This is a genomic window from Microbacterium sp. MMO-35 (assembly GCF_037147555.1).
GTDB lineage: Bacteria > Actinomycetota > Actinomycetes > Actinomycetales > Microbacteriaceae > Microbacterium.
Map to the genome: position 1 here is coordinate 654,752 of NZ_JBBCVH010000002.1, position 12,438 is coordinate 667,189.

Here is a 12,438-nt window from a genome sequence, read left to right on the forward strand (position 1 = left end):
CCCACCCGGCGCGCACGCCGCTCGGTAGGCTGATTCCGTGGCTTCCTCCTCCGTGATCGACCAGGTCTCCACCCGTCTCGACGCCTGGCTCGTCCGGATGCGCGAGGAGACCGCATCCTACGGGCCGGACGCCTCGGCGTTCGTCTCCGCGGCGGAGGCCACGCTGCGCGGCGGCAAGCGCCTGCGCGCCCGGTTCTGTCACGCCGGATGGGCCTCGGTCGCCGGCCTCCAGGGGATCGACCAGGAGCCGGCCGCGCTCTGGGACGCCTGCGCCGCGCTCGAGGTCTTCCAGTCCGCGGCGCTCGTGCACGACGACCTGATCGACAACTCCGACACCCGCCGGGGCCGCCCCTCGGCCCACCGCGCCTTCGAGGCCTCGCACGGCGGGCAGGGCTGGAGCGGCAGTGCCGGCGAATTCGGCCGTGCGGCCGCCGTCCTCCTCGGCGACCTGCTCGTGGCCTGGAGCGATGATCTGCTCGAAGCCGGCATCGCGGCCAGCGCGCACGCCGCGGCCGTCCGCGCCGAGTACGCCCGGATGCGACGGGACGTGACCATCGGGCAGTTCCTCGACATCGCCGAGGAGTCCGCCTGGAGCGTCAACGACGACGACGACCATGCCGAACGCGCGCTGCGAGTCGTCTCGCTCAAGGCCGCCCGGTACAGCGTCGAGCAGCCCCTCCTCATCGGTGCGGCGATCGCGGGCGCCGACGAGGCTCAGCAGGAGGCGCTGCGCGCCTTCGGGCACCCGCTCGGCATGGCGTTCCAGCTCAGGGACGATGTGCTCGGCGTCTTCGGCGACGAGCGGCTCACGGGCAAGCCCGCCGGCGACGACCTGCGCGAGGGCAAGCGCACCCTGCTCATCGCCTGGACGCGCCAGGCGCTGGCGCCGCAGGGACGCCGCGTCGTCGACGAGCTTCTGGGCGACCCGCAACTGACCGCCGACCAGATCGCGAGCCTGCAGGCGATCATCTCGGAATCCGGGGCGCTGCACCGGATGGAGCAGCTCATCTCCGAGTACGCGTCCGCCGGCGAGGAAGCGCTCCGGGGCGCCCCCCTCGACGCCGGCGCGCTCGAGCTGCTGAGGGGACTCGCCCGCGACGCGACCCAGCGCACGGCCTGACCGGCCGCGGAGCCCGCCCCGGGACCGTCGAGGACGGCTCAGGCGAGGGTCCGGGCGACCCGGCGCACCTCGCTCTTGTGCCCATCCCGCAGTGCGGCGATCGGCGACCGGCCGATGGATTCCTCGTCGGCGAGGAGCCAGTCGATGACCTCGTCATCGCTGAAACCGGCGTCCTTCAGGGCGATGATCGTGCCGCGCAGGGAACCGAGCGGCTGACCGTCCTTGAGGAAGAGCGCGGGGACGGCCAGCGCCCCGTTGCGCCGCGACCCGACGAGGTGCTGCTCGTCGAAGAGGCGATGCACGCGACCGAGCGACTCGCCCAGGAGCTCGACGAGGTCGGGAAGGGTCAGCCATTCGACCTCGGAGGTCGGGATCTCTGATTCAGACACCCTGCAATGTTCTCATCCCGACGGCCCGGCACGGTCGTCGGCGGGCTCCTCGCCGGACGATCACTCCTTTCACATCTGTCACTTGTGTTGACTTGCGATGACTTCCGTGCCAGCGTCGAGGGGCCGATGCGCACCGCTGCGCCTCTGCGGGAACGTCAGAATCGGGGGATCCATGACGACCACAACGACCCAGCGACGCGCTCTCGGCGTCGCCGCTCCGACGGTGCTGCTGACGGCCGTGGCGAGTGCGCTCGTGTCCGCACCCGCACAGGCGCAGACGTTCTCCGCACTGCCGCCGCTGACCGCTCTGCCGACCGGAGCGGCGCTGGCCGCGCTCGCGTCGCGCAGCGTGCCCGCCGAGGTCGTCCCGGCCACCGAGTACACGGTGCAGGACGGCGACACCCTCTGGGACATCGCCCGGGCGCACGGCACCACGGTCGCCGCCCTCTACCAGGCCAACGGCCTGGGGGCCGACTCGATCATCCATCCGGGGCAGACCCTCTCCCTCGTCGAGACCGCGCCCGCTCCGGCCCCGGCTCCGGCAGCTCCCGTCGCCGATGCGCCGGCCTCGGAGTGCACGGTCGCCGCCGGCGACACTCTGTGGTCGATCGCGGAACGGCACGGGATCGCCCTGGCCGACCTCTTCGCGGCGAACGGCCTGTCCCCCGACTCGATCATTTATCCCGGGCAGACGCTGCGGCTGTCCGCACCGGCTCCCGCGTCCGCCCCGACTCCCGCCTCCGCGCCCGCCGCGCCCGATGCCCCGACGCCCGCCGCGCTCGACACCTACTCCGCTCCCCCGGTCGTGCTCGACGACGAGCAGACGGCGAACGCGCTGCTCATCATCCGGACCGGACGCGAGCTCGGCGTGCCCGCACGCGGCATCGCGATCGCCCTCGCGACGGCCATGGTCGAGTCCGGCCTCACGAACGCCCCCGGTGGCGACCGCGACTCGATCGGGCTGTTCCAGCAGCGTCCGAGCACGGGGTGGGGCACGCCGGAGCAGATCGCCGACCCGTCGTACGCCGCCCGCACCTTCTTCACCGGCGCCGCGCACACGAACGGCCTCCTCGACATCCCGGGGTGGGAGGATCTGGGCTTCGGCGCCGCCGCGCAGGAGGTGCAGGTCTCGGCGTTCCCCGGACGCTACGACCTGTGGCAGCCGCAGGCCGAGGCCTGGCTCGCGGCTCTCGGCTGATCCTCAGGACCGCACGTCCAGGGCCTGCGCACCCCGTGATCGGTCGTCGACCGCCCCGGGAATCCGGGGTCCGCGCCTGCTCGGGGCACCACCGGCGACCGGACGGATTCCGGATCCGCATGATGGAAACGAGCCCGCACGCGAGCCGCTCCCGGGGCTCTCAGCGAGTTCTCCCTAGAATCTTGTCGTGACGACCAGCCAACAAGCCGACCCCCTCATCGGGCGGCTCGTCGACGGTCGCTACCGCGTCCGCGCGCGGATCGCGCGCGGCGGCATGGCCACCGTCTACGTCGCGACCGACCTGCGCCTGGAGCGCCGGATCGCGCTCAAGGTCATGCACGGCCACCTCAGCGACGACTCGGTGTTCCAGAGCCGGTTCATCCAGGAGGCCAGGGCGGCCGCACGACTGGCCGATCCGCACGTCGTCAACGTGTTCGACCAGGGCCAGGACGGCGAGCTCGCCTACCTCGTCATGGAGTACCTGCCCGGGATCACCCTGCGCGAGCTGATGCGGGAGCAGCGCCGCCTCACCGTCGCGCAGACGGTCACGATCATGGACGCCGTACTGTCGGGTCTCGCCGCCGCGCATCGCGCCGGCATCGTGCACCGCGACGTCAAGCCGGAGAACGTGCTCCTCGCCGAGGACGGGCGGATCAAGATCGGCGACTTCGGCCTCGCCCGCGCGACCACGGCGAACACCGCCTCGGGCGCGCAGCTCATGGGGACGATCGCCTACCTCGCGCCCGAGCTCGTCACCCGCGGCACGGCGGACGCCCGCAGCGACATCTACGCCCTCGGCATCATGCTGTACGAGATGCTCACCGGAGAGCAGCCCTACAAGGGCGAGCAGCCGATGCAGATCGCCTTCCAGCACGCGACCGACTCCGTGCCGCGCCCGAGCGTCCGCAATCCCGGCGTCCCCGAGCAGCTCGACGAGCTCGTGCTCTGGGCCACCGAGAAGACCCCCGACGAGCGTCCCGCCGACGCGCAGGAGATGCTCGACCGGCTGCGCGTCATCGAACGCGAGCTCGGCGTCACCCCCACGCCGACCGCGACGACGGCGAAGACCACGGCCCTGCCGCTGCGCGACACCGCGGATCAGACCCTCGTACTGCCCGGGCCCGCGTCCGCGACGGCGGCCGCGCCCGTCGCGGAGACCCCGCTGGACAATGCGACGCTGCTGCGCCGTCGCACCGCGCATCGACGATCGCGCGGGGCACTGCTGCTCGTGCTCGTGCTGCTGCTCGCCGTGGCGGCAGGCGGCACCGGCTGGTGGTTCGGATCCGGTCCCGGGTCCAAGCTGTCCGTCCCCGACGTCGCGGGCAAGACCTGGGAGGTCGCGGCCGCCGCGATCACGAAGGACGGGATGACGCCCGTCCAGGGCAACGAGAACTCGATCACGGTCCCCGCGGGTCAGGCGATCCGGACCGATCCCGGCGCGGGCGCCCGCGTCGACCGGAAGGCCAGGATCACCGTGATGATCTCGGCCGGCCCCGCGAAGCACGACCTCCCCCGGCTCGACGCGATGACCGAGGACCAGGCGAAGAAGGCGCTGGCGCCCTTCCACCTGGAGATGCAGGACTCCGTGGCCCTGTTCTCGGGCGCCGACAGCGGGATCGTGATCAACGCCGAGGTCACCCCGCGCTCCGGGGCCGCCGGATACGAGTGCGGCGAGGGGTGCAGCGTCTTCGAGGGAGACCAGATCCGTCTCCTGGTGTCGCTGGGTGCGGTGCCGGACGTCTCGGGCATGACGGTCGGCGACGCGACGAGCAAGCTCACCGCCGTGCGCCTCAAGGTGAACCCCGACTCCAATTACTCGTACAGCGACTCCGTGCCCAAGGATCGCGTGATCGGCTACGGCGACCGCGAGGGCGGCGGGAACTGGCGTCCCGACGACACCATCACGCTGAACGTCTCCAAGGGACCGGAGCCGATCACGGTGCCGAACGTGGTCGGCGCGAACCTCGCGGATGCGATGAAGACGCTGAGCGACGCCGGGCTCAACCCGCAGACGAGCGTTCCCGAGATCGCGTGGAGCCTGTTCCAGGTCACGTCCACGGATCCGAAGGCCGGCGACAGCGTGGACAAGAACTCCACGATCCGCGTCAAGGTCAGCGGCTGACCCGGAGCGCTCCCGCCCCGTTCCCGGGGCGTCGAGCGCGCGCTGCCGAAGGCAGAGCGACGCGAAACGCGGCACTCTCGCAAGAGCACCGCGTTTCGTCTCGGTCGCGCTCCCCGCGTCCTCGCTCGACGACCCGGGGGGATCCGCGCGTCAGCGCTTCTCGAGCTCCTCGGCGACGAGGAAGGCGAGTTCGAGCGACTGCATGTGGTTCAGTCGCGGGTCGCACAGCGACTCGTACCGGGTCGCGAGCGCCGCCTCGTCGATCTGCTCGGATCCGCCCAGGCACTCGGTGACGTCGTCGCCGGTGAGCTCCACGTGGATGCCGCCCGGGAAGGTGCCGACGGCGCGGTGCGCCTCGAAGAAGCCGCGCACCTCCTCGACGACGTCGTCGAACCGGCGGGTCTTGTACCCGGTGGGCGTCGTGATGCCGTTGCCGTGCATGGGGTCGGTGACCCACAGCGGCTGCGCCCCGGAGTCCTTCACGGCCTGCAGCAGCGGCGGCAGCGCGTCGCGGATCTTCCCGGCGCCCATGCGGGTGATGAAGGTGAGGCGCCCCGGCTCGCGGTTCGGGTCGAGCTTGTCGATGAGCGCGAGCGCCGTCTCGGGGCTCGTGGTCGGACCGAGCTTCACACCGATCGGGTTGCGGATCTTCGCGAAGTAGTCGACGTGCGCGCCGTCGAGCTCGCGGGTGCGCTCGCCGATCCAGAGGAAGTGCGCGGACGTGTTGTACGGCGTGAGCGTCCGCGAGTCGATGCGGGTCATCGGACGCTCGTAGTCCATCAGCAGGCCCTCGTGCCCGGTGAAGAACTCCACGCGCTTGAGCTCGTCGAAGTCCGCACCGGCGGCCTCCATGAACTTGATGGCGCGGTCGATCTCGGCGGCCATGCGCTCGTAGCGCTGGTTGGCCGGGTTCTGCGCGAAGCCCTTGTTCCAGGAGTGCACCTCGCGGAGATCCGCGAATCCGCCCTGGGTGAAGGCGCGGATGAGGTTCAGCGTCGACGCGGCGGTGTGGTACCCCTGCAGCAGACGACCGGGGTTCGCCTCGCGGGATCCCTCGGTGAAGTCGTAGCCGTTGACGATGTCGCCGCGGTAGGCCGGCAGCGTCACGTCGCCGCGGGTCTCCGTGTCGCTCGAGCGCGGCTTGGCGAACTGCCCGGCCATGCGCCCCATCTTCACCACGGGCATGGACGCGCCGTACGTGAGCACGACCGCCATCTGCAGCACCGTCTTGATCCGGTTGCGGATCTGGTCGGCCGTGGCTCCGGCGAAGGTCTCGGCGCAGTCGCCTCCCTGGAGCAGGAAGGCGTTCCCGCTCGCAGCGCGCGCGAGGCGCTCGCGGAGGTTGTCCACCTCACCGGCGAAGACGAGGGGAGGCAGCGCGGCGATCTGCGAGGAGACCTCGGCGACGCGCTCGGCGTCGGGCCACTGCGGCTGCTGCTTGATCGGGAGGGCGCGCCACGAGTCGAGATCGAGAGGCTGAGGCATCCCCCCATCCTAGGGTGCCGGAAAGGGTGCGGATCGCTCTATGAAGCCTGCGCGGCCAGGCGCTCCTTGACCGTGGAGGCGTAGACGTCCTCGTAGTGCTGCTCCCCCAGACGCTGCAGCGCGACCATGATCTCGTCGGTCACGGAGCGCAGGATGTAGCGGTCGTTCTCCATGCCCGCATAACGGGAGAAGTCGAGCGGCTCGCCGATCACCATCCCGACCCGCATGATGCGCGGGATGCGCTGCCCGGTGGGCATCGCGATGTCGGTGTCGACCATCACGACGGGGATGACGGGGACCTTCGCCTCCAGGGCCATCCGCGCGATGCCGGTGCGGCCCCGGTACAGCTTGCCGTCGGGGCTGCGCGTGCCCTCGGGGTAGATGCCGAGCAGGTCGCCCCGCCCGAGCACGCCGAGACCGGTGTTCAGGGAGGCCTCGGAGGCCTTGCCGCCCGAGCGGTCGATGGGCAGCTGCCCGGTGCCCTTCATGAACATCCGCGTGGCCCAGCCCTTGATGCCCCGGCCGGTGAAGTAGTCGCTCTTGGCGAGAAAGGACATCTTCCGGTCCAGCATGAGCGGCAGGAAGATCGAGTCCGAGAAGGACAGATGGTTGCTCGCCATGATCGCGGCGCCCGTGACGGGCACGTGCTGACGGCCCACGATCCACGGGCGGAAGATCGCCTTCACCAGCGGGCCGATGGCGATGTACTTCATGAACCAGTAGATCATCGCCCGCAGTCTATCCCGCCGCCGCGACGAGGACGAGAGGCGGTTCGGATCCTGCGACGCAGTTTCACCGATCATGCGACTCAATCTCATCCTGGTCGCCCTCTCCCCAGGCGTCCCATGGCATAGACTCCTGGGAAGCATGTACCCGTCCGGCCCCGAAGGAGTTGCCGTGGTCCAGTTCGAAGTCCCCGCGATCGTCAAAGCCGCCCCCGAGGACAACATCACCGACCTCCTCGAGCAGCGGGTGCAGAAGACCCCCCATCTCGCGCTGTTCTCGGTGCCAGACGGCGCCGGGTGGCGCGACATCAGCGCCGCGGACTTCCGTGCCGCGGTGATCGCGCTCGCGAAGGGCTTCGCCGCCGCGGGCATCCAGCCCGGCGAGAAGGTCGGCTTCCTGGCCCGCACGACCTACGAGTGGACCCTGGTCGACTTCGCGCTGTTCTATGCGGGCGCGGTCATGGTTCCGATCTACGAGACCAGCTCCCCCGCGCAGATCCAGTGGATCCTGGAGGACTCGGGAGCGATCGCGCTCATGGTCGAGTCCCCGGAGCACTTCACGCGCTTCGACGAGGTGCGCGGCGACCTCCCGCTCGTCCGCGACGTCTGGCAGATGCACCTCGGCGCGATCGCCCAGCTCACCGCCCAGGGGGCGGAGGTGGCCGACGAGGAGATCGAGCGCCGGCGCACGATCGCGAACGCGGCGGACATCGCCACCCTCATCTACACCTCCGGGTCCACGGGCCGCCCCAAGGGCTGCGTGCTCACGCACAGCAACTTCGTGGAGCTCTCCCGCAACGCCGCGAAGTCGCTCGACGACGTCGTCTCCATCCAGGGCGCGTCCACCGTGCTGTTCATCACCACGGCGCACGTCTTCGCGCGGTTCATCTCGATCCTCGACATCCACGCGGGCGTGCGCACCGGCCACCAGCCCGACACGAAGCAGCTGCTCCCCGCGCTCGGATCCTTCAAGCCGACCTTCCTCCTCGCCGTGCCCCGCGTGTTCGAGAAGGTCTACAACTCCGCCGAGCAGAAGGCCGAGGCCGGCGGCAAGGGCAAGATCTTCCGCGCCGCCGCCGCGACCGCGATCGAGCACTCGCGCCTGGTCGAGGAAGGGGCGAGGATCCCGCTCGGCATGAGGATCAAGTTCGCCCTGTTCGACCGGCTCGTCTACGCGAAGCTGCGCGAGGCGATGGGCGGGAACGTGCAGTACGCGATCTCCGGATCCGCGCCGCTGGGCGCCCGGCTCGGCCACTTCTTCCACAGCCTCGGGATCACGATCCTGGAGGGCTACGGCCTCACCGAGACCACCGCTCCGGCCACCGTGAACACGGCGCACAAGTCGAAGATCGGCACCGTCGGCCCTGCCCTCCCCGGAGTGGGCATCCGCCTGGCCGAGGACGGCGAGATCGAGGTGCGCGGCATCAACGTGTTCAAGGAGTACTGGAACAACCCGGAGGCGACCGAGGCCGCGTTCGACGAGGGCTGGTTCCGCACCGGCGACCTCGGCTCCTTCGACGACGAGGGGTTCCTCACGATCACCGGCCGCAAGAAGGAGATCATCGTCACCGCCGGCGGCAAGAACGTCTCCCCCGCGGCGCTCGAGGACCCGATCCGGGCGAACCCGATCGTCGGCCAGGTGGTCGTCGTCGGCGACCAGAAGCCCTTCATCGCGGCGCTCGTGACGCTCGACCCGGAGATGCTGCCAACCTGGCTGGCGAACAACGGCCTTCCCGCCGACATGTCCCTCGCCGACGCGGCGAAGAACGACGCCGTGCGCGGCGAGGTGCAGCGGGCGATCGACGTCGCCAACACCCGGGTCTCGCGCGCCGAATCGATCCGCAAGTTCACCATCCTGCCGTCGGAGTGGACCGAGGCGAGCGGGCACCTCACGCCCAAGCTCTCGATCAAGCGCAACGTGATCATGAAGGACTTCGCGCCGCAGGTCGCCGAGATCTACAACGAGACCACCGCCACCACCACGGTGCCGCTCGGCTGATCGCGCGAGCAGGAGGAAGGGCCCCGGGGATTCCCCCGGGGCCCTTCCTCCTGCCCGAATCCGCGGCTGCGTCAGAACAGGTCGTTGAGCCTGCTCCACGACAGCCGCTGCGCCGTCTCGGTCGCGACGCCCGCGTTCACGACCTCCTGCGCCATGCGGAGAGTCGCCGCATGAACGGCCTCCGCGACCGCGGATCCCACGCTGATCCGCGCGGCGCCCGCCTCGGCGAGCTCTGCGACCGGGAGCGTGGTCGCGTCGAGAGCCACGTTCACGGGTACCTCCACCGCACCGACCAGCGCTCGCAGCGCCGTCGTGGACACCGCGCCGAGCACGAGGATCCCGTCGGCGCCCGCCTCGGCGTACGCGCGAGCGCGAAGCACGGTCTCGCTCATCCACCGCTCGGCGTCGCCGAGCAGGGAATGCGTGTCGATCCGCGCGTTGATGAAGGGGTTGCACCCCGACGCGTCCGCTGCGGCGCGTGCCGCGGCGAGTCGCTCCGCCTGCTCGCCCGGCGCACGGAGGGAGTCCTCGAGGTTGACGCCCACGACGCCCAGGGCGACGGCCTCCGCGACGGTCTCGGCGACGGCCGCCGGCCCGGCTCCGAAGCCGTCCTCCAGATCCGCCGTCACCGGAAGCCTGCCGTCCACCGCGACGACGATCCGCTGCAGGGCACGCAGCGCGGCGTCACGGTCGAGGCGGTGCCCGTCGGCGCCGCCGTTCGCCCAGGCGATCCCGGCGCTCGTCGTCGCGATCGCACGCACGCCGGCCTGCTCGGTGATCCTGGCCGACACGGGATCCCAGGCGTTGACGAGGACGAGCGGATCCCCCGGGACGTGGAGCGAGCGGAACCCGTCCGCCCGGGCGCGCTGCGCCGCCGGAACCGTCATGCCGATCCCTCCCGCATCAGAACCAGGAGCTCTCGCGCACCTCGCGCATCGCGACCTTCCGGGTCTCGGGATCCAGCCGGGAGAGATAGACCTTGCCGTCCAGGTGGTCGGTCTCGTGCTGGAGCGCCTGAGCGAGCAGGCCCTCCCCCTCCAGCACCACGGGCTCGCCGTCGAGGTCGATCCCCTCGACCCGCGCCCAGGGGTGGCGCAGCGCGTCGTGCCACAGGCCGGGCACCGACAGGCAGCCCTCGCCGGTGGGCACGGGCTCCCCGCGCACCTCGACCAGCACCGGGTTCAGCACATAGCCGATGTCTCCGTCGATGTTGTAGCTGAAGGCGCGCAGCGCCACGCCGATCTGCGGCGCCGCGACGCCGGCTCGGCCGGGCAGCTCGACGCTGTCGACGAGGTCGGCGACGAGGGCGCGCACGCCGTCGTCGATGGTCTCGATCTCCGCGCACACCGTGCGCAGCACCGGGTCTCCGAAGAGGCGGATCTCGCGGACCGTCATCAGGCGGCCTGCGCTCTCAGGCCCTCGACCACGACGGCGGCCAGCTCGCGCGCCGCCTGCCGGGTCTCGGGCTGGAGTGCGGCGAAGGAGATGGCGCTGCCCGCGGCGATCCGCGCGTCGTACGGCACGCGCAGCACGTGCGCCACGCGCGTGCGGAAATGCGCCTCGAGCTCGCTCAGCCGGACCATCGGGGACCCCGGGCTGGACTGGTTGAGGACGACGACCGCCTCCCGCACCTTGTCCGCGTACCCGTTCGTCTCGAGCCAGGTGAGCGTCTCGGAGGCGAGGCGCGCCTCGTCGACGCTGAGACCGGTGACGATCACGATCGTGTCGGCGCGGTCCAGCGTGGCGGCCATGACGGAGTGCACGATGCCGGTGCCGGTGTCGGTCAGCACGAGCGAGTAGTAGTGCGCGGCCACGGACGCGACCTGGTCGTAGTCCTCGTCGTTGAACGCCTCCGAGACGCGCGGGTCCGTGTCCGATGCCAGCACGTCCAGGCGGGTCGCGTCACGGGACACCACCGCCGAGATGTCGTGGTAGCCGGTGACCTGATCGTGGATGCGCACCAGGTCCCGCACGGTCTTGCTGTTCGTGCGCGCGATGCGGTCGGCGAGCGTCCCGCGGTCGGGGTTCGCGTCGACGGCGATGACACGGTCCTCGCGCGCGTCGGCGAGGGCCATGCCGAGCAGCGCGGTCACCGTGGTCTTGCCGACCCCGCCCTTGCGGCTCAGCACCGGCACGAAGCGCGCCGTGCCGGGAAGGGGCGCGGCGATGCGCGCGCTCAGCGCCTTCCGCTGCTGGGCGCGCTTGCCGTCGCCGAGGTTGATGCGACGACCGGAGATCGTGTACAGCAGATGGCTCCACAGGCCCTCGGGCTCGGGCCCCGCGAGCCGCGAGGTGTCGAGCAGCCGGTCCGCCGTCAGCAGATCGGCGCTCTCGCGCTCGCGGTCGCCCAGCTGGTCGAGACGGCGCGAGGCGAGCTCCGTCTCCGGCGCGGGGACGGCGTCTCCGTTCACGGTCTGCTCCTCCGCTCGGGGGACGGATGCGGGAGGTGCCGCCGGCGTCGGACGCGGCTCGACCGGGCGGAGCGTCATCGGCGACGGCGCGGGCCAGGGGGCGCGGACCGGGGCCGGCGCAGGTTCCCTCACGGGGCTCTCGGCTGCCGCGGCCTCGGGCTCCACGCGCGCGGGCTCCTCGCGCGCGGGCTCCTCGGTAGCGTCCGTCTCCGACTCGTCCTGCGGCTCGACGGCTGCCGTGCCGGCCTCGTCCTGGGACGGGGCCTGCGCGCCGTACCCCGGGCGCTCCGGCTGTTCGCCGTCGGGCGAGCGCGGCGCGCTCGGGTGCGACTCCTGCGCCGTGCTCGAGTCCTCCGGCACGGGCGCATCGGTCGCGACGGCGTCGTACGGCGCCTCCGCGGCGTCCGGGTCCACATGACCCTCGGCTTCGGCTTCGGCTTCGGCTTCGGCCGCGGCGGGCTCGTCAGCGGCTTCGGCAGGCTCGGCTTCGGCTTCGGCGAGCTCGTCGTCGACCTCGGAGTCCGTCATCTGCTCGGCGGCGTCGGCCTGCTCGTCGGCGTCGGCCTGCTCGGCGGCGTCCGTCGGCTCGTCGTCGACCTCATCCGTCTCGTCCCCCTCGACGAGCTCGGCGACGACCACGGTCTCCTCGGCGACGGGCGCCGGGATCTCGATCACGATGTCCGGGACGCCGGTGCCCTGATGGATCCGCCCGATGCCGTCGTCCTCGCGGACGAAGGCTGCGGGATCGGCCTCGAGGACGAGATCGGTGAAGGCTTCGCCCTCGGTGACGTCGTCATCGACGAGGTCCTCGTCGTCGGCCGAGGGCAGCGTCACCGGGACCTGCGCCGTCGCCCCGCCGAGCAATCCGATGCCGGCGGTGCTGATGGCGCCCGTGCTGTCGAGCACGCCGAGCGTCTCCTCGGCGTCTTCGCCCTGCGTGTTCCTGCGTTCTGTGCTCATGCTGGTCTGTCTCTCCCCCGCGGCGCGCC

The 12,438-nt window shown here is 71.4% G+C and carries 10 protein-coding genes; 4 read left to right on the plus strand and 6 right to left on the minus strand.

Translation table 11 applies throughout. The features are described from left to right. The first annotated feature begins 97 nt into the window (after positions 1-97). A complete protein-coding gene (locus tag WFJ01_RS06580; protein ID WP_292886344.1) occupies positions 98-1,120 on the plus strand; it encodes a polyprenyl synthetase family protein in 1,023 nt (340 codons plus the stop codon). A 38-nt stretch (positions 1,121-1,158) separates the two neighbouring features. On the opposite strand, the gene WFJ01_RS06585 is transcribed toward WFJ01_RS06580, so the two are convergent. Then, complete coding sequence (locus WFJ01_RS06585) at positions 1,159-1,509, minus strand: Rv2175c family DNA-binding protein (protein WP_251442022.1); 351 nt, start codon at positions 1,507-1,509, stop codon at positions 1,159-1,161. 172 nt (positions 1,510-1,681) lie between these two features. On the opposite strand from WFJ01_RS06585, the gene WFJ01_RS06590 reads away from it, so the two are divergent. Together WFJ01_RS06590 and pknB are read left to right on the plus strand one after the other, a co-directional pair. Further along, entirely contained in the window at positions 1,682-2,707 is a 1,026-nt protein-coding gene (locus tag WFJ01_RS06590; protein WP_336628575.1) for a LysM peptidoglycan-binding domain-containing protein, read from the plus strand. A gap of 187 nt (positions 2,708-2,894) precedes the next feature. Next, positions 2,895-4,829, plus strand: coding sequence for a Stk1 family PASTA domain-containing Ser/Thr kinase (gene pknB, locus WFJ01_RS06595; RefSeq protein WP_251442027.1), 1,935 nt, complete (start codon positions 2,895-2,897; stop codon positions 4,827-4,829). A 150-nt stretch (positions 4,830-4,979) separates the two neighbouring features. Here pknB and WFJ01_RS06600 read toward each other — a convergent pair whose 3' ends face one another. Both WFJ01_RS06600 and WFJ01_RS06605 read right to left on the minus strand, forming a co-directional pair. Beyond that, complete coding sequence (locus tag WFJ01_RS06600) at positions 4,980-6,314, minus strand: class II 3-deoxy-7-phosphoheptulonate synthase (protein WP_251442030.1); 1,335 nt, start codon at positions 6,312-6,314, stop codon at positions 4,980-4,982. 38 nt (positions 6,315-6,352) lie between these two features. Then, on the minus strand, positions 6,353-7,042 hold the full coding sequence (locus WFJ01_RS06605) for a lysophospholipid acyltransferase family protein (protein ID WP_251442033.1): 690 nt from the start codon (positions 7,040-7,042) through the stop codon (positions 6,353-6,355). 169 nt (positions 7,043-7,211) lie between these two features. On the opposite strand from WFJ01_RS06605, the gene WFJ01_RS06610 reads away from it, so the two are divergent. Next, positions 7,212-9,038: an AMP-dependent synthetase/ligase gene (locus WFJ01_RS06610; protein ID WP_336628576.1), complete on the plus strand. Its 1,827-nt coding sequence runs from the start codon at positions 7,212-7,214 to the stop codon at positions 9,036-9,038. A 71-nt stretch (positions 9,039-9,109) separates the two neighbouring features. Here WFJ01_RS06610 and WFJ01_RS06615 read toward each other — a convergent pair whose 3' ends face one another. From WFJ01_RS06615 to WFJ01_RS06625, 3 genes are read right to left on the minus strand one after another with little or no spacing between them, the layout of a single operon-like run. Next, a complete protein-coding gene (locus WFJ01_RS06615) occupies positions 9,110-9,925 on the minus strand; it encodes an isocitrate lyase/PEP mutase family protein (protein WP_336628577.1) in 816 nt (271 codons plus the stop codon). Positions 9,926-9,941: 16 nt separating this feature from the next. After that, positions 9,942-10,433, minus strand: coding sequence for a peptide deformylase (locus tag WFJ01_RS06620; RefSeq protein WP_251442043.1), 492 nt, complete (start codon positions 10,431-10,433; stop codon positions 9,942-9,944). Then, positions 10,433-12,409, minus strand: a complete 1,977-nt coding sequence (locus tag WFJ01_RS06625; protein WP_336628578.1) for a MinD/ParA family ATP-binding protein — start codon at positions 12,407-12,409, stop codon at positions 10,433-10,435. Before WFJ01_RS06625 ends, WFJ01_RS06620 begins: the two co-directional genes overlap by 1 nt. Positions 12,410-12,438: the final 29 nt, after the last annotated feature.